Here is a 21,954-nt window from a genome sequence, read left to right as displayed (position 1 = left end):
GAGCCTTCAGGAAAATTATTTCAATGGTGTCCAATGGCCTTTAGCGGCTATGCTAAAGTGGATCCAAACAACTTAACTGTACCGCCGGTGTACGTCTTCTCAAAAGGAATGGGGAGCTTTTGACCTTACCGGACACGCCACGCTGGGGCTCTATGCGCTATTTGCTGATTTTATTGTTGTGCGGGCTGCCGATGCTCGCCAGCGCCATTGAGTTCAACCAGGACACCCGCAGCCTGGCGCTGGGCCGAGCTATGCAAGTGCTCGAAGACCCCACCGATTCGCTCACCATTGCCGACGTCAGCGCGCCTTCCGCCGCCCGGCAGTTCAAACCCCACGATAAAGACACCCTCAATGCCGGCTATTCACGTTCGGTGTTCTGGCTCAAGGTCAACCTGCATTACCTGCCCTACGGCCCCGAGGCCCAACGCACCTGGCTGTTGGAGCTGGCCTACCCGCCGCTGGACCACCTCGACCTGTACCTGCCCGACAGCACCGGCAACTACCGTCTGGCCGGGCGCACCGGGGATGCGCTGCCGTTTTCCGCCCGTGAGATTCGCCAGAACAACTACCTGTTCAAGGTCGACTTCAATCCTGGAGAGGCGAAAACCGTCTACCTGCGTCTGCAAAGCGAAGGTTCGATCCAGGCCCCGCTGACACTCTGGTCCAGCACCGCCTACCTGGAGCAGCAGCCGCTGCGCCTGTATGTATTGGGCCTGATCTACGGCGTGTTGCTGGGGATGCTGGTCTACAACCTGTTTATCTACCTCAGTGTGCGCGATACCAGCTACCTCTATTACATCTTCTATATCGCTTCGTTCGGCATGTACCAACTGTCGGTCAACGGCGCGGCGGTGGAGTATTTCTGGCCGAACAACCCGTGGTGGGCGAATGCCGCGACGCCGTTCCTTATTGGCGCGGCGGCGTTGTTTGGCAGCCTGTTTGCGCGCAGTTTCCTGCATACCGCACTGCACAGTCGCTGGATCAATCGTTTTCTGCTGGCGCTGGTGGGCTGCGGCGCGGTGGTCATGTTGCTGTCGCTGATGACCAGCTACGCCCTGGCGCTGCGCCTGGCTACCGGCTTGGCGTTGGTGTTTACCGTGACCATCTTTGTCGCCGCCATCAAGGCCTGGTATTGCGGCCAGCGGGTGGCGCGCTATTTCATCATCGCCTGGTCGGCCTTCCTGCTGGGCGGGGTGGTGAATACGCTGATGGTGCTGGGCTACCTGCCCAATGTGTTCCTTACGATGTACGCCAGCCAGATCGGTTCGGCGATTGAAGTGGCGCTGTTGTCCCTGGCGTTGGCAGACCGCATCAATTCCATGCGTGAGCAACAGGCACAGATTCTCCTCGACGCCAGCCAGAAGCTCGAAGTGCTCAACCAGCAGCTTGCCCGCAGCAACCGGCTCAAGGATGAGTTCCTCGCCACACTGACCCACGAACTGCGTACCCCCATGAACGGCGTGATCGGCTCCCTTGAGCTGATGCAAACCGTGCCGCTGGACGACGACCTGGCGCAATACCAGCAAACCGCTGCCGGCTCGGCGCGAGACATGATGCGCATGGTCAATGGCATTCTCACCCTCACCGAACTTCAGGCGGGGCGCCTGAGTGCCCAGTCGCAGGTGTTCAGCCTGCGCGGAGTGCTCGACACCTTGCGCCAGCAGTTCAGTGTCAGCGCCCAAAGCAAGGGCCTGGCGTTTTCCATCGACGTGGCCGATGAACTGCCGGACCGGGTGGTGGGCGACGCCGACAAACTGATCCAGTGCCTGGATTGCCTGCTGGACAACGCATTCAAATTCACCCACGAAGGCGCCGTACGCCTGCGGGTGGTGGGCGTGCCCCATAGTGACGGTGGCTTGCGCCTGAGCTTTATTGTGACTGACACCGGTATTGGCTTCGCCTTCCTGGACGAGGCCACCCTGTACCAGCGGTTTTTCCAGCTGGATGGTTCCATGACTCGCGAATACGGCGGCCTGGGTATCGGCCTGGCGATCTGTCGGCAATTGATCGAGCTGCTGGGCGGGCGCCTTACCCATCATTCCGAGTTGCGCAAGGGCAGCCGCTTCCAATTGGAGGTGGAAGTCAGCCCGGTGGCGCCAGAAGCAAAACCAGCAGTGGACCGGCAGCGTGCGCCCCAAGACTGCGCGGTGCTGCTGGTGGATGACAACAGCGTCGGCCAACTGGCAGTGCGCGGCATGTTGCTCAAACTGGGTTACCGGGTAAAAAACGTGGACAGCGGCCCCAGCGCTCTAGCGGCCTTGCAGGGCGGCAATTTCGACGCAGTCGTGTTGGATCTACCTGAAGGCGGCTTCTCATTGTGCTGTCAGATCCGTGCTCTGCCGGGCTGCGGTGAGTTGCCGGTGATTGCCTTGAGCACGTCACTGAATGTGTCTGAACGCGAGCACTGTCATGGCATCGGCGTATCCGACCGCCTCGCCAAGCCCGTGCGTTTCGAGGCCTTGCAGGCGGTGTTGACACGCCGGGTGCTGTGTCCGCAAGAGGGTGAACGCGCCGGGTATTCGGCGGGTATGCCACTTTTTTAAGGCGGATGACGGTGCTTAACTGAAATTCAGGCCTCAACCCAACGGGGCTGTTTCCAGGAGGCCCGTCATGAACCTGCACCCATTCGCTGAAACCCACGACGTCACCAACCAGCCCCCATCCCTGGATGGCACCAACCTGTACCGCATCGACTTGCCTTTGCAAGAGTGGTCGCGCCGCTATGGCGCAGGCTGGGCAGAGGCGCGCATCGATGCCTACGGCGCGCTGGCCGGTGGGCCGTTGATGGCGGCCGGGTTCCTGGCAAACCAGAATAAACCGGTGTTCAACAGTCATGACCGTTATGGTCATCGCATCGACCTGGTGGAGTTTCACCCGGCCTACCACGAGCTGATGCGCACGGCTGTCGAACATGGCCTGCCGTCGTTGCCGTGGGCTCATCCGCAATCCGGCGCCCATGTGGCGCGGGCCGCGATGACTTACCTTCACAGCCAGGCCGAAGCCGGCACCGGCTGCCCGCTGACCATGACCTTCGCCTGCGTCCCGGCCCTGCGCCTGCAACCAGACCTGGCCAAGACCTGGTTGCCGAAAATCCTCAGTACCGAATACGACCCGCGCAATGTCGGCATTGCCCACAAGGCCGGCGCCACCATCGGCATGGCCATGACCGAAAAACAGGGCGGCACCGATGTGCGGGCCAACACGACCCGTGCCTATCCCGTGGGCGCGGGCGGCCCGGGGCAGGCTTACGAACTGGTGGGGCATAAGTGGTTCTGCTCGGCGCCGATGTGCGATGGGTTCTTGACCCTGGCCCAGACTGACAAGGGCCTCACCTGTTTCCTTCTACCTCGGCACCGTCCAGATGACACGCGCAACGAGTTCTATATCCAGCGCCTGAAAAACAAGCTCGGCAACTGCTCCAACGCCTCCAGCGAAGTAGAGTTCCGTGGTGCCCTGGCCTGGATGATCGGCGAAGAAGGCCGCGGCGTGCCGACCATCATCGAGATGGTTGCCATGACCCGCTTCGATTGCATGGTCGGCTCCAGCGCCTTGATGCGCCAGGCGCTGACCCAGGCCAGCCATCATTGCGCCCACCGTTTGGTGGGTGGTCGTGTGCTCAGTGAACAACCGCTGATGCAAAACGTGCTGGCCGACCTGGCCTTGGAAAGCGAGGCCGCCTTGGCCTTGAGCCTGCGCATGGGCCGCGCGCTGGATCACCTGGGCGATGAGCAGCAAGCCAAATTCGCCCGGCTGGTGACGGCGGTGGGCAAGTATTGGATCTGCAAGCGCGCGCCGGCGATGATCAACGAAGCGGCCGAATGCATGGGCGGTGCCGGGTATGTCGAGGACAGCATCCTGCCGCGCCTCTACCGTGAGGCGCCGGTGAACTCGACGTGGGAAGGTTCCGGCAATGTGCAGTGCCTGGATGTGCTGCGCGCATTGTCCAAGGAGCCTGGTGTATTGGAAGCGCTGTTTGTCGAGCTGGGCGATGGCCAGGGTGACAAGCAACTGGCGCGGCACATCGAGCGCCTGAAGTCGGCGTTCATGGACACCCAGGACATCCAGTACCGCGCACGCCAGCTGACCGAGGATATTGCTGTCGCCTTGCAGGCCAAGCTGTTGCTGGAGGCGGGGAATGCGGCGGTCAGTGATGGCTTTATCGCCAGCCGGTTGGGTGAATCGTCGGGTCGGGTGTATGGCGCCTTGCCACGCGGCATTGATGTGGCGGCGATTGTCCAGCGAGCCACACCCCATCCCCCCAAGTAAACACGGGCCAAGGGAGGGCAAGCCCCCTCCCGCATTTTAAAATGCATTCCAAACCACCTGTTTCAGTGAAGCCGGGATACAGGCAAGATAAAGGCCTGCACGTCAGAACACAGGATGCTTACCGTGACCGAAGCTTTTGTTGTCGTTCAAACCGCCGAAGAAGCCGTGGACCGGCTGGCGGCTCTGCATGAGCGTGCTACCGGCGCGCTCAACCAGGCCCTCAAGCAATACCTCAAGGACCGCGTCGAACCCGACGCCGCACAACGCGCTCTGTTTCGCTATCCGGAACTGCGCCTGACCTACCACTGCCACGGCGAAGTCCCACAGACCACCCGGGCATATGCCAAGGTTCAGTTGCCGGGGACCTACAGCGTCACCGTCACCCATCCGTCGGCATTCCGTAAATACCTGCTGGAGCAACTGGTGCCGTTGATGCACGACTTCACCGTGACGGTGGAAGTGGGCGTCAGCCAGCAGAATATTCCTTACCCGTACGTGGTGGAGCAGGGCGACGAGTTGGCCGGCTCCGGCGTGACCGCTGCGACCCTGGCCCGGGTGTTCCCGAGCACCGACTTGTCGGCCGCCACCGATGGCATTGCCGATGGCCTCTACGACTGGGAAAACACCGACCCGCTGCCCCTGGCACTGTTCGATGCGGCCCGTGTGGATTTCTCTCTGCGCCGTCTGGTGCATTACACCGGCAGCGACTGGCGGCATGTGCAGCCGTGGATCCTGCTGACCAACTATCACCGTTACGTCGACCAGTTCATCCTGCATGGCCTGGAGCAATTGCGCAGCGACCCACGCTTTATCCGCATGGTACTGCCGGGCAACGTGGTGATCGACAAGAGCATGGACCATGGCGAAGCGTCAGCCATCGCTGCGGGTGTGGTCTGGCACCGTTACCAGATGCCGGCATACCACCTGCAGGCCAGTGATGGCCACGGCGTGACATTGGTGAATATCGGCGTGGGCCCATCCAACGCCAAGAACATCACCGACCACCTCGCTGTGCTGCGTCCGCATTGCTGGCTGATGATCGGCCACTGCGGCGGCCTGCGCCAATCCCAGACCATCGGCGACTACGTACTGGCCCACGCCTACATGCGCCGCGACGGGATTCTGGACCGCGTGGTACCGCCGAACATCCCGATTCCGGCCCTGGCCGAAGTGCAGATGGCCTTGCAGCAAGCCGCTGCCAATGTCACCGGCGAAAAAGGCGAAGAGCTTAAAAAACGCCTGCGCACCGGCACCGTGCTGACCTACGACGACCGTAACTGGGAACTGCGCTGGGCTCAGGAACGGCCGCTGATCAACCTGTCCCGCGCCGTGGCGGTGGACATGGAAAGCGGCACCATCGCTGCCCAAGGCTACCGTTTGCGAGTGCCGTACGGCACCTTGCTGTGTGTCTCGGATAAACCGCTGCACAGCGAGATCAAACTGCCCGGTTCGGCCAACGCGTTCTATGAGCGTGCGGTCAGCCAGCACTTGAAGATCGGCATCGAGGCGGTGGACCTGTTGCGCACCGAACTCAACTCGCTGCACTCGCGCAAACTGCGCAGCTTCGACGAACCGCCGTTCCGCTAAGCGGTTGGGATGGTCATTTAGCGGTCAGGCCACTAGCATTGTCGGTCCTGACCGTTAGATGTTCCTTTTGCCATGTCCCGTCCTACTCGCCCCGATTCGCGCCGCCCTGGTGTGAAACCTCCGCATTCCGCCGCTCGTCGTGTCGCCAAGGCGCCACCGGCCGAGCCGAAGTTGATCCTGTTCAATAAGCCATTCGACGTGCTGACCCAGTTCAGCGACGAAGGCGGACGGGCGACCCTCAAGGATTTTATCGACATCCCCGGCATCTACCCGGCGGGCCGACTGGACCGCGACAGCGAAGGCCTGTTGCTGCTGACCAATGACGGCCAGTTGCAGGCACGGATTGCCGATCCCAAGCACAAGCTGGCGAAAACCTATTGGGTGCAGGTGGAAGGCGAGCCGACGCAAGAACAACTGCAGCGCCTGCGCGACGGTGTCGAGCTTAACGACGGCAAGACCTTGCCCGCCGAAGCGCGACAACTGGAAGAGCCCCAGTTATGGCCGCGCAACCCGCCTGTGCGGTTTCGCAAAAGCGTGCCGACCCACTGGCTGGAGCTGGTGATTCGTGAGGGGCGTAACCGCCAGGTACGGCGTATGACCGCAGCGGTAGGCTTGCCGACCTTGCGCCTGGTGCGCGTGCGCATTGGCGACTGGTCTATCGAAGGCCTCGACCAAGGCCAGTGGAAGGAAGTGCCGGCGCGCTTATAAGGCGCCGGACTCGATCAGGCCGATCACCACGCTCTTGATGATGAACGCGGCCACGCCCAGGCCCAGCACGAAAAACAGGATGAACGAGCCAAAGCGCCCGGCTTTGGATTTCTTCGCCAGGTCCCAGACGATAAAGCCCATGAAAATGATCAGGATGGTGACGAGGCCGGTCATCATCCATTCTTCGAAGAGGGCGGGGTCGATGTTGTTCATAGGGCTCTTCCGTGGGGCGGGCGGCAAGTATAAGGCAGCGCTACAGGCGCAACATTGACCTGAGTCCAAGCGCAATCCAAATGTGGGAGGGGGATTGCTCCCTCCCACATTTGACCTTCACTGATCTTAGGTGCGCAGGTGGGTCAATGGCAGCTCGGTGCTGTTCAATACCTGGTTCAGCACAAAACTCGACCGCACACTGGTCACGCCTTCGATCCGGGTCAGGTGCCCCAGCAGCAATTTCTGATAGTGATCCATATCCGGCACCACCACTTTCAACTGGTAGTCCGCATCCATCCCCGTCACAAGGCTGCATTCGAGCACTTGCGGCAAGGTGCGGATGGCCGCTTCGAAGTTCTCGAAACGCTCGGGCGTGTGACGGTCCATGCCGATCAGCACGTAGGCCGTGAGGCTCAGGCCGAGCATCTTGCGGTCGAGCAGGGCGACCTGGCGCGAGATGTACCCATCGTCCTCCAACTGCTTGACCCGGCGCGAGCACGGCGAAGGCGACAAGCCGATGCGCTCGGCCAACTCCTGGTTGGAGATCCTCGCGTCACGCTGCAATTCCGCCAAAATACTCAGGTCGTATCGGTCAAGCTTGCTCATTGGGTTGGCCTTTGTCGTAACTATTGCGGTGAATTATCCATGAAGGGTTAAAAATTGCGCAAGCACTGTTTATTGACGCAATCTTCGCAATCATCTGGCGGGCGCGGGCCTGTATCTTTATCAACAGAATCACCGCCTGGACAACAGTCCACAGCAGCGAGCCCAATCAGGCCTGCTGCGGCCGCCACCCCAGCAGGGTTGAGCCGGCCTCCAGGCTGCACACTGTCTACAAGACGGCGTGAGGTGAGCCAACGCCAAAAGCGTTGAGCCAGGACGAAGTTCTCAAGGGGTGGCCGACGGGTCACCCCTTTTCTTTTGCCTGCTGATAACCTGTGCCAGAACCGGGCCCCTCTTTTCCAGTCTCATGGACAGGCCCTAATCCGCAGTGAGGAATAGCATGAAGCGCATCTGGCGTATGGCAGGTGTTGGTTTGCTGGTGGTCAGTGTCGGCACGCAAGTCGTGGCTGACGAGCGCGATAACTCACCGAATCAAGGGCAGCGGCCGCAAGGCGGTGGTGGGCAGCATGAGCGGGGTCCTGAAGGCGGGCGGCCAGAAAATAATCCGCCGCGACCCGAGAACAATCAGCCACGTCCGCAGAATCAGCATTTTGAACGTGGCGGCCCTAACGGCGGCGGGCAATGGCAAAGTCGTCCGCAAAACAATGAGCAGCCTCGGCCGGCACCGCAGCCCCAACCGGCAAACAACCTGCCGATCCAGGGCCGGCCCGATACCGTGCGCCAGACCCAGGAACCGCGCCAGGGTTACTACCGCGACATTCCCCGGCGCAACGACGACAACCGGCACTGGGAGGCCGGCGGCCCAGGTTCCCGTCCGGGCGACAACGGACGTCCCAACGATAATCGCTGGCCAGGTCGCCCCGACGGCCATGGCAATGGCTGGGGCCCAGGCCCGCAGCATCGTCCCGGCTATATCATTGATCGTTTCCCCGACCGCAATTACCGCGTGCCGTATCGCGGGCAGGACTACTTTTTCTCCGGCGGCTACTGGTATCGCCCACAGGGGCCGCGCTACGTCGTAGTGGCGCCGCCGTATGGCATCCGGGTGCATTACCTGCCGGATTATGCGCGGGAAGTATGGGTGGGGGGGTCACTGCTATTCCTTGCCGCTGGCGCCTACTACGCCTACGAGCAAAGCACCCAGCAATACGTGGTGGTCCAACCCCCGGCGCAAGTGCCTTCGCCGCAACCGGCGCCGCAGGGCAATGGCTATGACGTGGTCGCCTATCCCGCCAACGGCCAGTCACCGGCGCAAGTGCAGCAGGACGGTTATGACTGTTACCGCTGGGCGGTGCAGCAAAGCGGCTTCGACCCGCAGGCCGTCACCTACGCCCCTGACCCGGCGGTGGTGCAAGCCTACCGTCAGGCCCAGGGCAACTGCTTGAGCAGTCGCGGTTACCAGGTCCAGTATTAGGCCTTGGCGCCCGTGACCACTTCCTGCGGGTCGGCGTGCACCAGCACTTCGGCGCGCGGGTAGACGTGGTGAATGGCATCGGCGGCCTGATCGCTGATGCCGTGGGCCACTGACAGGGTCAACTCCCCCGGCAGCTCCAGGTGCAACTGCACAAACCAGTGGTTGCCCGACACCCGCGTGCGCAGGTCATGGGCCCCCAGTACCCCGGGCACCCCACGGGCGAGTTCGAGCATGTGCTGGCTCACGTCCGGCGGCAGTTCTTCATCCATCAGCACCGCAAAGCTTTCCCGGGCGATCTGGATCGCGCTCCACAAAATGTAGGCGGCAATCCCCAGCCCGAACCAGGCATCGACCTGATGGAAACCGAAGCCCGCCAGCACCAGCGCCATCAGGATGCTGCCGTTGAGCATCAGGTCGGAGCGGTAATGCAGCGAATCGGCGCGCACAGCATTGGAGCCGGTTTCGCGGATCACCCGGTGTTGCAGCATCAGCAGCGCCACTGTAAGCGCCAGCGAAAACACGATCACCCCGATGCTCAACCACGGCGCCCCCACGGGCTCGGGATGCTGCAAGCGCGTATAGGCCTGCAGCGCGATCAACACCGCGCTGCCGCCGATAAACAGCGCCTGAGCCATGCCCGCCAGCGACTCTGCCTTGCCATGGCCGTAACGGTGATCGTCATCGGCCGGGCGCAAGGCGTAATGCACCGCCAGCAGGTTCAACAGTGACGTCACGCCATCGAGCAACGAGTCCGTCAGCCCGGCGAGCATGCTCACCGAGCCGCTGAACCACCAAGCAATCGCCTTGGTAACAATCAGCACACAGGCCACGCCAACGGAGGCGCGGGTGGCCAGGCGCAGAAGCCTGGCGTGTTCGGGGCTGCTGGTCATGGGCAGTCCTTATGCGGCGGGTTGCAGGCCCAGGCTGGCGAGTTGCTGCACGCTGCCCTTGAACTGGATCATGCGCGGATCGTCCAGCGGCAAGGTACGGCCGGTTTCTTTCTGGATGATGCTTTGCAGCTTGGCATTGTCGACCTTGCCGTCGGCGCCAATGGCTTCGTGGAGTTTTTCCGGGGACACCTGGGCGGTCTTGCCCGGTTCGAAGTAAATGGCGCCGGTGGCGAAATCGACGCCAAACGCGATCAGGCCGGGGATCACGTAGAACAGCAGGCCGATGGCGTCGAGCGCAGCGATGGCCGGGTCAATCTTGCCGTCGATCTGGCCACGGCGGTCCGGGTAGAAAATCGAACCGCAGGCCGTCAGTTGGCTCAGCAGGGTGACGGCGAGGACACCGCCGATGACACGGGAAGCGATACGCATGAAGACTCTCCTGAACACAGTTGATACGGGACTATATAGCACTGCCATTGAGACCAGCGTCGGCATCCGGCAGTTCGCCGTTATACTCGCCGCTCTGCTTTGGAGCCAGTATGAATTCGTTGCCAATCGATGATGTTTTACCCGCCCTGCGTGACGCCTTGGCGAATCGCCATGAAGCCGTGCTGGAAGCGCCGCCCGGCGCCGGTAAAACCACCCGTGTGCCCTTGGCCTTATTAAACGAGCCCTGGCTCGCCGGGCAGACCATCCTGATGCTCGAACCACGCCGCCTGGCCGCACGCGCCGCTGCCGAACGCCTGGCCAGTGAGCTGGGTGAAAAGGTCGGCGAAACCGTCGGCTACCGCATCCGCCTCGACAGTAAAGTCGGCCCTAACACGCGCATCGAAGTCGTCACCGAAGGCATCCTCACCCGTCGCCTGCAGGACGACCCGGCGCTGGACGGCGTGGGCCTGCTGATCTTTGACGAGTTCCACGAACGCAGCCTCGACGCCGACCTGGCGCTGGCCCTGAGCCTCAACGGCCGCGAGCTGTTTCGCGACGAGCAACCGCTGAAGATCCTGCTGATGTCCGCGACCCTGGAAGGTGAGCGCCTGGCCAGCCTGCTGGATGACGCGCCGATCCTGCGCAGTGAGGGGCGCATGTTCCCGGTGCAGATGCGCTGGGGCCGGCCGTACCAGGCTGGCGAATTTATCGAGCCGCGGGTGGTGCAGACCGTCCTCGAAGCGGTGCATGACGAGACCGGCAGCGTGCTGGTGTTTCTGCCGGGGCAGGCCGAGATTCGCCGGGTCCACCAGCAACTGGCCGACGCGCTGGGTGATCGCCCGGATGTGCTGTTGTGCCCGCTGCATGGCGAGTTGGACTTGAACGCCCAGCGCGCCGCCATCGACCCGGCACCCGCAGGTAAACGCAAAATCGTACTGGCCACCAACATTGCCGAGACCAGCCTGACCATCAACGGCGTGCGCGTGGTGATCGACGCCGGGTTGGCGCGGGTGCCGCGTTTCGACCCCGGCAGCGGCATGACCCGCCTCGACACCCAGCGCATTTCCCGCGCCAGCGCCACCCAGCGCGCTGGCCGGGCAGGGCGCCTGGAGCCGGGCGTGTGTTATCGGTTGTGGTCCGAGGACCAGCATGAAGGCCTGGCCGCGTATGGCAGTGCGGAAATCCTCGCGGCGGACCTCGCCGGCCTGGCCTTGCAACTGGCGCGCTGGGGCGTTACGCCGACGCAACTGGTGTGGCTGGATGTGCCGCCGACCGCCGCCTATGCCCAGGCCCACGAACTGTTGCAACGTCTCGGCGCGTTGAATGAAGACACACTCACCGCCCATGGCCAGAAAATGGCCGAATTGCCGGCTCACCCGCGCATCGCCCATCTGCTGCTGCGCGGGCAGGATCTGGGGCTGGCGGCCACCGCGTGTGATGTTGCCGCCTTGTTGGGTGAGCGCGATATCTTGCGCGGCGGCGGCGCGGATGTGCACAGTCGTCTGGCGTTGCTCTCCGGCGAAGAACGGGCGCGGGGCACCCAAGGCGGCGTACAACGGGCTAGGCAATTGGCGCGGCAATATCGCGGGTATTTGCGAGGCAAGGCCACGCAACCGGTGGCCGATCCCGAGCATCCACGTTGGCTCGGCGCTTTGCTCGCCCTGGCGTACCCGGACCGCGTCGCCCAGCAACGCCGCCCCGGCGGCGCCGAGTACCGCCTGGCCAACGGCCGCGCTGCGCTGTTCGCCGAAGCCGACAGCCTGATGAAACAACCCTGGCTGGTCATCGCCGACCTGGGCAGCCGCCAGGGCCAGCGCGAAGAACGCATCTACCTGGCAGCGGATTTTGATCCAGCGCTGTTCGAGTCGGTACTCGCCGAGCAAGTGCGCAACGTCGACCAGTTGGACTGGGACGAGCGCGAAGGCGTGTTGCGCGCCGAACGCCAGCGCAAAGTCGGTGAACTGGTGCTCAGCCGCGAACCGCTGACCGGCCTCGACGAATCCGCACGCAGCCAGGCGCTGGTCAATCTGGTGCGGCGCAAAGGCCTGGAACTGTTGCCCTGGACGCCCGAGCTGCGCCAATGGCAGGCCCGCGTGATGCTACTGCGCCAGTTGGACACCGGCAAAACCAGCGAATGGCCCGACATCAGCGACAAGGCCTTGCTCGCCGGTTTGGAGCACTGGCTGATGCCCTACCTGGGCAAAGTCTCGCGCCTGAGCCATTTTGCCAGCCTGGATATCTCCAGCTACCTGCACAACCTGCTGCCCTGGCCGCTGCCCCAGCGCCTCGACGAACTGGCGCCGCAGCATGTGAAAGTGCCGTCTGGCTCGTCGGTGCGCCTGGACTACAGCGAACAGCCGCCGATCCTTGCGGTGCGTTTGCAGGAGCTGTTCGGGCTGGCGGATACGCCACGCATCGCGGGTGGGCGTCAGGTGGTCAAGCTGCACCTGTTGTCCCCGGCACGGCGGCCGGTGCAGGTGACGCAGGACCTGGCGAATTTCTGGCGCAGTACCTACGCCGAGGTGAAGAAGGATTTGAAGGGGCGTTATCCGAAACACTATTGGCCGGATGATCCGTTGATCGCAGAGCCTACGGCCCGGATCAAACCGCGCAAGTAAGCGTTACAGAGATCCAAATGTGGGAGGGGGCTTGCCCCCGATAGCAGTAGGTCAGTGAAAGGTATTTCAATTGATACACCGCCATCGGGGGCAAGCCCCCTCCCACATTTGGATCTTTAGCGTTAGTTATTGCGCGGCGGGCAGCAGGAACCGTGCAATCACCGGCAGATGATTTGAGATACGCAACGTATCCTCCTGTCGCACCTTCGCCTCCACCCGCTTGATCCGCGAGCTATAGAACAGGTAATCCACCGTGCGATCCGGCCCGTCCAGGCTTGGGTCATTGGGGAAATACGTCAGCCATTTTTCACGGTTTATCCCGCTGGATTGGCTGTTGCTCGGGATCATCGGGTATTTGTCCCACAACAAATGCAGTTCGCTGTCCGGCGAATACTGCCCGCGCTTGCCGGCATCCAACCGTAGGAATTGCCCCAGTGGCAGCAGGTTGAAGTCGCCGCCGATCAGCCACGGGGTGCCGCGGCCTTCGAATTTATCCAGTAATTTCACGGTGGCTTGCACTTGCTCCTGCACGGCACTGCGCCCAGGTGCGTCGTCGTCCAGGCGGGTGTTGAGCACCGCCAGTTGGCCGCCGTCGCTCAGGGGCAGGTAGGTCAGCAGCAAGGCCGGTTTTGGCTGGAATTGGCGGCGGATGATGTTGGTGTCCGGCGCCGGCAGTTGCAGGCGTTCGGCGTGTTCGATCTGGTAGCGGCTGAGGGTCGCGAGTTTGCGGCCGACGCTGCCGAAGATATGCAGGTCGGGCACAAAGTCGGCCTTCCAGTCGAAGGCCTGGGCGCTGCACGGGTAGAGGTCGACCAGGCGTTCCTGCAACAGCGCGAACTGGTCCTGGTAATGGGAGGGCTTGGCGTTTTCGTCGAGTTCCTGCAACAGCAGGATGTCGGGCTGTTCGTCGCGAATCACCCGCGCCACTTCGTCCAGGCTCACGGCCATGTCTTCCACGGTGGGGCGGTCGTCCGGGCCGTTGCCGTCGGGGGTGTCGTACCAGAACACGTAGTTCTTGCCGGCCAGGTATTGCACGTTCCACGTCATGACCTTGAGCGCCTGCCCCGGCAGCAGCGTCGGCGCACGGGGCGCGACGCAGCTCACTGGCAAGGTTTCCTTGGGCGCGGGGCGCCAGGTCAGGCTGTAGATCAGGGCGGTGAGCACGCCTGCGAGAATCAGCAGGCCCAGCAAGGTGATGCGCAATAAACGGGTCATCGGCTCGGCTTATAGCGTTTCAGGAATGGCACGGAGCATATCACCGCGCGTCGGCATCGCCACCGATCAGCATGAATAAACGGAACAGCACCACACTGGTGAACAATTGCAGGAAGCTGTGGGCACTGTCCATCAACAGCCCCAGCAACGGCGCCGGGTTGGGATACGCCGCCACGCTGGCGCCTTTGAGCAGCCACAGCGGTGTCATGACGCACAGCAGGCACACCAGGATCCGCCAGAAATGCCCACGGGTCAGACGCAAGCTTTCCTTCATCGCCTCCAGTGCCGGCATGCCGCGCAGCACCAGCAGGTACTCGGCGAAGGCCAGCACCACCATCAGCCACAGGCCCGGCAGGAAATACAGCGACAGGCCCAGCAGGATCAGCAGCGTGCTCATGGCCGTCAGCAGCGCGAAACGCGGCCACAAGGCCAGCGCCATCGCCCACACATCCTTGGTGCGCGGCGACTCGCCACGGGTGCGCGCATCGAGGAACAGTATCAGCGCGCCGGTGTACAGCGGGTACACCAATAACCCCACCACCACGCTGTAGCCGGCAAACGCATCCGCGCCCAGCGTGTGGTCCAGTATCTGTTGCAGCAAGGCTTCGAGAATCACCAGCGGCAGGCACAACTGGACGATGGCGCCCAGGTTGCTGCGGGTAAAACGGAGGGAGTCGCGCAAGACGTCTAACGGATTCATCAGGTTCATCGCAGGCCTGGAAACAAGGGCGACACTTTAACCGATCACGGTCTGAGGGGCACAAACGTAAACCTTGAGTAAAGACCATTGAAACAACTCGTAACACCCCCATAACTGGAAAGCCCCCGACCTGATCACAGGCGGGACCAGAATTTCTACCGGCAATCTAACGAGGTCGCCATGAACAGCGAAGAGCAAACCCTGATCGATGGACTGTTTTCACGGTTGCAGCAAGCCGAAACGGACTCAGCCCCCCGCGACGCCCAGGCCGAAGCGCGGATCAAGGAGCACATGACTCGCCAACCGGCCGCCGGGTACTACATGACCCAGTCGATTCTGGTGCAGGAACACGCACTCAAGAGTCTCGACGCGCAGAACAAACAGCAGGCGCAACAGATCCAGCAATTGCAGGACGAGTTGCAGCGGGCCAAATCCACGCAGCCGGCGGCGTCGAGCGGCGGCGGTTTCTTGTCGAGCATCTTTGGCGGCGGCGGTTCTCGTGACGCGCAACCGGCGCCGAGCGCGCCGAGCAATTCGGGCGGCGGCTGGCGTGAACCAACGCGGCCTTCGTTCGGCGGCCAGCCCGCGCCGCAGCAAAACTATCAACAGCCCCAACAACCGGCCGCCGCCGCGCCAATGGGCAGTGGCTTCCTCGGCGGCGCGATGAAAACCGCCGCCGGCGTGGCCGGTGGTGTATTGCTGGCCGAAGGCATCAGCAGCCTGTTCCATCACAACCAGCAACCGCAGGTGGTGGAAGAAATCATCGAGCAGCCGGCACCGGCCAGCGATCAAGGCGGCTGGGGCAATGATGACCAGAAATTTGCCGGCAATGACAACTGGGGCGGCAACAACGCGGACAGTTTTGCCGACAGCGATTATTCCGACGATTCCTCTTCCTTTGGCGACGACGATTCCTTCGTCTGACATACCTAGTCCGGGGCGCTGCGGCGTCCCGGTCTGATTTTTTCCGGAAACTTTCTCGCGGCTGGCATACTGGCACCCTTTCCGGGCTCTGGCGCCTGGCTGTCATGAGGAAGTGCGGTGAAGAAAATTGCAGTGTTCGCCGATGTACAAAACCTCTACTACACCGTCCGCCAGGCGTACGGCTGCCACTTCAACTACGCCGCCCTCTGGGCAGACATCGGCTCCCGCGGGCAGATCGTCGAGGCGTACGCCTACGCCATCGACCGTGGCGACAGCAAGCAGCAGCAATTCCAGCAGATCCTGCGCAACCTGGGCTTTACGGTGAAACTCAAACCGTACATCCAGCGCAGTGACGGCTCGGCCAAGGGCGACTGGGACGTGGGCATCACCCTCGACATCATGGACGCCGCCGATCACGTCGACGAAGTGGTGCTGGCCTCCGGCGACGGTGATTTCGACATGCTGCTCGAACGCATCATCCAAAAGCATGGGGTTGAAGCCGTGGCCTACGGCGTGCCGGGGCTGACGGCCAATTCACTGATACGCGCCGCCAGCCGCTACGTGCCGATCGAAGGCGCGCTGCTGCTCAAATAAATGCTCAGACGGAGTTGGAACAGGTTTGGAACGTATAGCGGTCATCGACTTTGAAACCACCGGCATCACGCCGAGCAGCCACTGCCGGGCCACGGAAATTGCCGTGGTCATCCTTGAACGTGGCCAGATCGTGGACCGCTACCAGAGCCTGATGAACGCAGGCGTGCGCGTGCCGGGCTTTATCGAACAACTCACCGGCATCAGCAACGCCATGCTGCGCAGCGCTCCACCGGCCGAGCGGGTGATGAACGAAGTGAATGAATTCGTCGGCACCACGCCGCTGATGGCGCACAACGCCGCGTTCGACCAGAAGTTCTGGGACTTTGAACTCGGCCTGATCCGCCGCACCCGCCTGCAAAAATTCGCCTGCTCCCTGCTGCTGGCCCGCCGATTGATGCCGGCTGCGCCGAACCACAAGCTCGGCACGTTGAACTCATTCGCAAAACTGCCCCACACCGGCCAGGCCCACCGGGCGCTGGCGGATGCGGAAATGGCGGCCAACCTTACGGCGCACCTGGCTCAGGAACTGCGGCGTACCCACGGCTTGCGCGAGCTTTCCCACGATTTTCTGTGCACGCTGCAGAAAGTGCCGGCGGCGAAGATCAATGAGCACCTGAAAAAACATCGCGGGTTCTGACAGAACAACGCCGCTCAAAATGTGGGAGGGGGCAAGCCCCCGATAGTGGTGTGTCAGTCGTTTTTCTGTAACTGACCCGCCGCTATCGGGGGCAAGCCCCCTCCCACATGGGTTATGCGGTGTTCATCGCGGCTGCACGGGAGCAGGGCGTCTTCGCTGAGGAGCTTTGATTGAGTGTCTGTTGATGCGGAAGTTGCTTTGACCATGTTGAGAACTCCAGGACATTTGATGTGCTCCTTCCGTCCATTTCGGCTTGCACTTCCGGTCATCGAAGGGCCGATGACGCGGGCCACATTAGGCGTGCAGCCTGGACGGAGCAAGGGATCAAACCTCGCCCGGAAACTTCCCTCATATGAATGGGACCGGTCTTGCTGGCCATTAAAAGCCGCCCTCTGGTATCTGTTCAGTTATTCGGGGCGGAGAAAAGGACGATGACTAAATGAGAACCGAGATCAGCGAAAAGGTGACTCAGCTATTCGTCGATATCATCGGCTTCATCGACCCAAGCCAGGTCACGGAGCAAACGGACTTCATCCATGATTTCAAGATTATTGATGAGGATTTGACCTGCTTTGTCATGCAGATCAAGTGGCAATTCAACCTGCAAGCGACGCAGGAGGATTGGGATCGCATCACGACCATCCAGCAGATAGTCGACTTGATTGTTGAACGCTCGAATTTGCAGTGCGGCCACTGACGTCATCGGGGGCAAGCCCCCTCCCACAGTGTTATGTGTAAGCCTTTGAGAGTTGTGTAGATACCCATGCCCCGATGACGGTAGATCAGTCACCATCATTTCCCATTAACGGCCAACTGCCCCAACGGCACCCGCCGCTCTATCGCGCTCGACAAGATGATCGAAGTCTTGCTGAAGCCAAACTTCGCCACCCGATTGATCAAGTTCTCCAACTGCGGCATTGACCCCACCGCAGCCTGCATGATCACGCACGGATCGCCGGTCACCCGGTGGCATTCGGTCAGCTCGGGGATTTCGGCCAGTGCGTCGTACACCTTCTGGCTCCCATGATTGGTCAGCCTCAGCTCAATCACACACTGGATCGGCAAACCGACCTTCGACATATCCACCTTGGCCTGGTAACCGGTGATCACACCGCTGGCTTCCAGCTTGGCCACGCGCTCGGCCACGGCGGGGGCGGAGAGGTTTACCGTGCGCGCCAGTTGCGCGTAGGACGCGCGGCCGTCTTCGAGCAGGGCGCTGAGGAGCATGCGGTCGTATTTGTCCATGATAAGGCTCCAGTAGCGGGTGGCTTTCGAAAGCATGGGTTATAGCCTTCATAACCATGGTTTGAAAAGTGTATGGGCGGTTTAAACAGGTTTTGTAACTTATGTTTAACGACCTGCCTTTTTAGAATAAGCGTCTCTTATATCTGCCTTCGAGCCGCCCCATGCCTGGCACACGTCGCTTTCCCTTACCGTTGATCGCCGCCTTTTTTGCGTTGTATGTGATCTGGGGGTCTACCTATCTGGTGATCCGCATCGGCGTCGAATACTGGCCGCCGCTGATGCTGGGCGGGATCCGCTTTCTGCTGGCGGGGGCGGCGATGTATGGCTTCCTGCGCTGGCGCGGGGCGCCGGCGCCGACCTGGGAGCAGTGGAAGGCGGCCGCGAAGATCGGCATTTTGCTGCTCACCTTCGGTAACGGCGCGGTGAGCGTGGCCGAGCACACGGGGGTGTCGTCCGGTGTGGCTGCGCTGGCGGTGGCGACGGTGCCGCTGTTCACCTTGCTGTGTGGGTATTTCTGGGGCGCACGCAATACCCGCTTGGAATGGGCGGGCGTGATCCTGGGGATGGTCGGCATTGCCATGCTCAATATGGGCAGCACGTTGCAGTCGAGCCCGATGGGCGCGGCATTGCTGCTGTTTGCAGCGGCGTCGTGGGCGTTTGGTTCGGTGTGGAGCCGGCGCCTGCCGCTGCCGCCGGGTGCCATGGCCAGTGCCGCAGAAATGCTGGTAGCCGGCGTGACGCTGTTGATCGCCAGTGCGCTCACCGGCGAACACCTGCAAGCCATGCCGCCGCTGGAAGGCTGGCTGGCCCTGGCGTACCTGGCCGTGTTCGGCTCGATCATTGCGTTCAACGCCTACATGTACCTGCTCAAACACGTCCGCCCGGCGGCGGCCACCAGTTATGCCTACGTCAACCCGGCGGTGGCGGTGTTGCTGGGGATTGTGTTCATTGGCGAGACCATCGGCCTGGAAGAAGCCTTGGCGATGCTGGTGATCATCAGCGCGGTGCTGTTGATCAGTCTGCCCCAGTGGCGAAAGCCCAAGCCGGAAATAAGGTAAACTGCCGCGCATTACGCCCTTGCGCTGAATTTTTCCTACGGTAAACACATGACTTTCGCCACACTTGGCCTGATCGAACCCTTGCTGCGCGCCCTTGAGACGCTTGGCTACCAGACCCCGACGCCGGTGCAGGCGCAAGCCATTCCGGCAGTGCTGGCCGGTCGCGACCTGATGGCTGCGGCCCAGACCGGCACCGGCAAGACCGCCGGTTTTGCCTTGCCGCTGCTGCAACTGCTGACGATGGAAGGGCCGAAAGTCGCCGCCAACTCGGCGCGTGCATTGATCCTGTGCCCGACCCGCGAACTGGCCGAGCAGGTACACGCCAGCGTCGCCGAATACGCGCAAAACCTGCCGTTGACCACCTACGCGGTGTACGGCGGCGTGAGCATCAACCCGCAGATGATGAAGCTGCGCAAGGGCGTCGACATCCTGGTCGCCACCCCTGGCCGCCTGATCGACCTGTTCCGGCAGAACGCGCTGAAGCTCAATCAGCTGCAAACCCTGGTGCTGGACGAAGCCGACCGCATGCTCGACCTGGGCTTCTCCGAAGAGCTGGCGAACATCTACCGCATGCTGCCGAAAAAGCGCCAGACCTTGCTGTTCTCCGCGACTTTCTCCGATGAGATCCGCACGCTGGCCGGGCAGATGCTCAACGACCCGCTGAGCATCGAAGTCAGCCCGCGCAACGTCGCCGCCAACAACGTCAAGCAGTGGGTAGTGCCGGTGGACAAGAAGCGCAAGGCAGAGCTGTTTGTGCACCTGATGCGCAAAGGCCGCTGGAAGCAGGTGTTGGTGTTCGCCAAGACCCGCAACGGCGTGGATGCGCTGGTGGATAAGTTGCAGGGCCTGGGCATCAATGCCGACGGCATCCATGGCGACAAGCCGCAAGCCACTCGCCAGCGCGCGCTGGATCGCTTCAAGAGCAGCGAAGTGCAGATCCTGGTCGCCACCGATGTGGCGGCCCGTGGCCTGGATATCGAAGACCTGCCGATGGTGGTCAACTTCGACCTGCCGATCGTGGCTGAGGACTACATCCACCGTATCGGCCGTACCGGGCGTGCGGGCAACACCGGCGAGGCGATTTCCCTGGTGTGCGCCGATGAAGTGAACATGCTGTCGGCCATCGAGATGCTGACTCGTCAGACCCTGACCCGCAAGATGGAGCCCGACTTCGAACCGGAACACCGCGTGCCGGACACCGATGCCAGCGGGCAAGTGGTGAAGAAGCCGAAAAAACCGAAGAAGCCTAAAACCTCCGGTGGCGGCGGCGGTAAGCGCAACCTGGGCAAGTGGGTGGACAGCGGGGAATCGGCGCCGGTGGAGCCGTCGATCAAGCCGGTGCGCAAGGTGCCGGTGTTTAATACCGGGCCGCGTAAGAAGAAGTGATTTTGCGGTTTGGCTGATGGCCCTATCGGGGGCAAGCCCCCTCCCACATTGACAGCATTCCAATGTGGGAGGGGGCTTGCCCCCGATGGCGGCTTTGAACTAAGCAAAAATCTCAGCGCTCAAGCCACTCCAAAACCCCCCGCCCAGCCGCTCTGCCACTGGCAAAACACCCCGTCAGCAAATACCCGCCCGTCGGCGCTTCCCAATCCAGCATCTCCCCCGCACAAAACACCCCCGGCAATTGCTTGAGCATCAGTCGCTCATCCAACGCCTCAAACGGCACGCCGCCTGCGGTGCTGATGGCTTCATCAATGGGCCGCGTCTTCACCAGCCTCAACGGCAAGGCCTTGATATCCACCGCCAGTTGCGCCGGATCATTGAAGTGATCGGCTGGCGCCAACTCACGCAACAGCGCCGCCTTGACCCCATCCAGCCCCAACTGACTGTGCAAATGTTTGCTCATAGAGCGTGAACCGCGTGGCTTGGCCAGCGCCGCCTGCACCTTATCCAGTGGCTTGCTCGGCAGCAGATCGATATGCACCGTGGCTGAGCCACCGCGGTTGATCGCCTCGCGGATCGGCGCCGACAGCGCATAGATCAGGCTGCCCTCGATACCGGTGGCGGTGATCACACATTCGCCGAGCCGGGGTTTGTCATCCCCCAGCCCAATGGCGACGTTTTTCAACGGGGCGCCCGCGAATTTGCTGACCAGTAATTCGCTCCAGGCCGACACATCAAAGCCGCAGTTGCTCGGCTGCAGTGCCACGTAAGGCACACCTTTGTCTTCCAGCAAATTGAGCCACGCACCGTCGGAACCCAGCCGCGACCAGCTGCCGCCGCCAAGGGCCAACAGCACGGCGTCGTTGTGGACAACCTTCTCACCTTCCGGGCTGTGGATAAGTAAATCGCCCTCGGCATTCCAGCCGGTCCAGCGATGCCGGGTGTGGATAACCACGCCTTGTTCGCGCAGGCGCTTGAGCCAGGCACGCAGCAGGGGAGCAGCTTTCATGTCTGTAGGAAACACCCGGCCGGAGGTACCGACAAAGGTCTCGATACCCAGGCCATGAATCCATTCGCACAAGCCGTCGGCACCAAACCCACGCAGCAACGGCGCCATCTGCGGTGCACGTTCGGCGTAGCGCGAAAGGAAGGCCGGGTAAGCCTCGGAGTGGGTGATGTTCATACCGCCCACACCCGCCAGCAGGAATTTTCGCCCCACGGACGGCATGCCGTCGTACAGATCTACGCGCACCCCGGCTTGACTCAAGACTTCGGCGGCCATCAGCCCGGCAGGGCCGCCGCCGATAATGGTGACGTGGTGAGGTACGGTCTGAGGCATGGGCAGGGCTACGGTGACGTGAATAGGCCGAGCATTCTACCCGACGTCGGCCTAACTGCCTGATCAAAAAACGTACACTTTCCTACAGGCCTTGTGGCTTCTGGCTT

General features: G+C 62.1%; 20 protein-coding genes. 12 read left to right on the top strand and 8 right to left on the bottom strand.

What is annotated here, in order from left to right; all coding sequences use genetic code 11:
• The first annotated feature begins 152 nt into the window (after window positions 1-152).
• The 4 genes from AB3G88_RS24720 (at window position 153) to AB3G88_RS24705 (ending at window position 6,561) form a co-directional block, all read left to right on the top strand.
• Entirely contained in the window at window positions 153-2,543 is a 2,391-nt protein-coding gene (locus AB3G88_RS24720) for a hybrid sensor histidine kinase/response regulator (protein ID WP_191947617.1), read from the top strand.
• A gap of 67 nt (window positions 2,544-2,610) precedes the next feature.
• The gene (locus AB3G88_RS24715; protein ID WP_191947569.1) at window positions 2,611-4,266 is read left to right on the top strand and encodes an acyl-CoA dehydrogenase family protein; all 1,656 of its coding nucleotides are present in this window, start codon (window positions 2,611-2,613) and stop codon (window positions 4,264-4,266) included.
• A gap of 114 nt (window positions 4,267-4,380) precedes the next feature.
• A complete protein-coding gene (gene amn / locus AB3G88_RS24710) occupies window positions 4,381-5,853 on the top strand; it encodes an AMP nucleosidase (protein WP_178075353.1) in 1,473 nt (490 codons plus the stop codon).
• A 72-nt stretch (window positions 5,854-5,925) separates the two neighbouring features.
• Window positions 5,926-6,561, top strand: coding sequence for a pseudouridine synthase (locus AB3G88_RS24705; protein WP_480452071.1), 636 nt, complete (start codon window positions 5,926-5,928; stop codon window positions 6,559-6,561).
• On the opposite strand, the gene AB3G88_RS24700 is transcribed toward AB3G88_RS24705, so the two are convergent.
• Together AB3G88_RS24700 and AB3G88_RS24695 are read right to left on the bottom strand one after the other, a co-directional pair.
• Entirely contained in the window at window positions 6,556-6,765 is a 210-nt protein-coding gene (locus AB3G88_RS24700) for a DUF2788 domain-containing protein (RefSeq protein ID WP_025999909.1), read from the bottom strand. The genes AB3G88_RS24705 and AB3G88_RS24700 overlap by 6 nt on opposite strands.
• A gap of 135 nt (window positions 6,766-6,900) precedes the next feature.
• A complete protein-coding gene (locus AB3G88_RS24695) occupies window positions 6,901-7,380 on the bottom strand; it encodes an Lrp/AsnC family transcriptional regulator (protein ID WP_003176264.1) in 480 nt (159 codons plus the stop codon).
• 397 nt (window positions 7,381-7,777) lie between these two features.
• On the opposite strand from AB3G88_RS24695, the gene AB3G88_RS24690 reads away from it, so the two are divergent.
• Window positions 7,778-8,812 carry a DUF6515 family protein gene (locus AB3G88_RS24690; protein WP_191947570.1) on the top strand — a complete coding sequence of 345 codons (1,035 nt, stop codon included), beginning with the start codon at window positions 7,778-7,780 and terminating at the stop codon, window positions 8,810-8,812.
• Here the strand turns inward: AB3G88_RS24690 and AB3G88_RS24685 are convergent.
• Window positions 8,809-9,702: a cation diffusion facilitator family transporter gene (locus AB3G88_RS24685; protein WP_480452068.1), complete on the bottom strand. Its 894-nt coding sequence runs from the start codon at window positions 9,700-9,702 to the stop codon at window positions 8,809-8,811. The genes AB3G88_RS24690 and AB3G88_RS24685 overlap by 4 nt on opposite strands.
• Before the next feature lie 9 nt (window positions 9,703-9,711).
• A complete protein-coding gene (locus AB3G88_RS24680; protein WP_112196831.1) occupies window positions 9,712-10,131 on the bottom strand; it encodes a periplasmic Zn2+ metallochaperone PmcY in 420 nt (139 codons plus the stop codon).
• A 110-nt stretch (window positions 10,132-10,241) separates the two neighbouring features.
• Here AB3G88_RS24680 and hrpB point away from each other — a divergent pair, with 110 nt between their 5' ends.
• Entirely contained in the window at window positions 10,242-12,749 is a 2,508-nt protein-coding gene (hrpB, locus tag AB3G88_RS24675; RefSeq protein WP_099584697.1) for an ATP-dependent helicase HrpB, read from the top strand.
• A gap of 126 nt (window positions 12,750-12,875) precedes the next feature.
• On the opposite strand, the gene AB3G88_RS24670 is transcribed toward hrpB, so the two are convergent.
• Window positions 12,876-13,964 (bottom strand): endonuclease/exonuclease/phosphatase family protein, encoded by a 1,089-nt coding sequence (locus tag AB3G88_RS24670; RefSeq protein WP_480452065.1) that lies wholly within the window; start codon window positions 13,962-13,964, stop codon window positions 12,876-12,878.
• Window positions 13,965-14,004: 40 nt separating this feature from the next.
• Window positions 14,005-14,664 (bottom strand): DUF7847 domain-containing protein, encoded by a 660-nt coding sequence (locus tag AB3G88_RS24665; RefSeq protein WP_099584828.1) that lies wholly within the window; start codon window positions 14,662-14,664, stop codon window positions 14,005-14,007.
• A gap of 180 nt (window positions 14,665-14,844) precedes the next feature.
• Between AB3G88_RS24665 and AB3G88_RS24660 the strand changes: the two genes are divergently transcribed.
• From AB3G88_RS24660 to AB3G88_RS24645, 4 genes are all read left to right on the top strand, one after another.
• A complete protein-coding gene (locus AB3G88_RS24660) occupies window positions 14,845-15,588 on the top strand; it encodes a DUF2076 domain-containing protein (RefSeq protein WP_099584699.1) in 744 nt (247 codons plus the stop codon).
• Between the two features lie 117 nt (window positions 15,589-15,705).
• Entirely contained in the window at window positions 15,706-16,182 is a 477-nt protein-coding gene (locus tag AB3G88_RS24655) for a LabA-like NYN domain-containing protein (protein ID WP_099584700.1), read from the top strand.
• A gap of 25 nt (window positions 16,183-16,207) precedes the next feature.
• Entirely contained in the window at window positions 16,208-16,819 is a 612-nt protein-coding gene (locus tag AB3G88_RS24650) for a 3'-5' exonuclease (RefSeq protein ID WP_099584701.1), read from the top strand.
• Window positions 16,820-17,258: 439 nt separating this feature from the next.
• The gene (locus AB3G88_RS24645) at window positions 17,259-17,516 is read left to right on the top strand and encodes an acyl carrier protein (protein WP_191947574.1); all 258 of its coding nucleotides are present in this window, start codon (window positions 17,259-17,261) and stop codon (window positions 17,514-17,516) included.
• Between the two features lie 95 nt (window positions 17,517-17,611).
• Here the strand turns inward: AB3G88_RS24645 and AB3G88_RS24640 are convergent, their stop codons facing one another.
• Window positions 17,612-18,064 carry an Lrp/AsnC family transcriptional regulator gene (locus tag AB3G88_RS24640; RefSeq protein WP_099584704.1) on the bottom strand — a complete coding sequence of 151 codons (453 nt, stop codon included), beginning with the start codon at window positions 18,062-18,064 and terminating at the stop codon, window positions 17,612-17,614.
• Window positions 18,065-18,225: 161 nt separating this feature from the next.
• Here AB3G88_RS24640 and yedA point away from each other — a divergent pair, with 161 nt between their 5' ends.
• Window positions 18,226-19,122 carry a drug/metabolite exporter YedA gene (gene yedA / locus AB3G88_RS24635; RefSeq protein ID WP_099584705.1) on the top strand — a complete coding sequence of 299 codons (897 nt, stop codon included), beginning with the start codon at window positions 18,226-18,228 and terminating at the stop codon, window positions 19,120-19,122.
• A 48-nt stretch (window positions 19,123-19,170) separates the two neighbouring features.
• Complete coding sequence (gene rhlE1 / locus AB3G88_RS24630; protein WP_480452061.1) at window positions 19,171-20,508, top strand: RNA helicase RhlE1; 1,338 nt, start codon at window positions 19,171-19,173, stop codon at window positions 20,506-20,508.
• Window positions 20,509-20,620: 112 nt separating this feature from the next.
• On the opposite strand, the gene AB3G88_RS24625 is transcribed toward rhlE1, so the two are convergent.
• Window positions 20,621-21,847, bottom strand: a complete 1,227-nt coding sequence (locus tag AB3G88_RS24625) for a TIGR03862 family flavoprotein (protein ID WP_480452059.1) — start codon at window positions 21,845-21,847, stop codon at window positions 20,621-20,623.
• Window positions 21,848-21,954 lie beyond the last annotated feature (107 nt).

This window comes from Pseudomonas arvensis (assembly GCF_056688935.1).
This window is presented reverse-complemented; position numbering and strand designations above follow the sequence as displayed.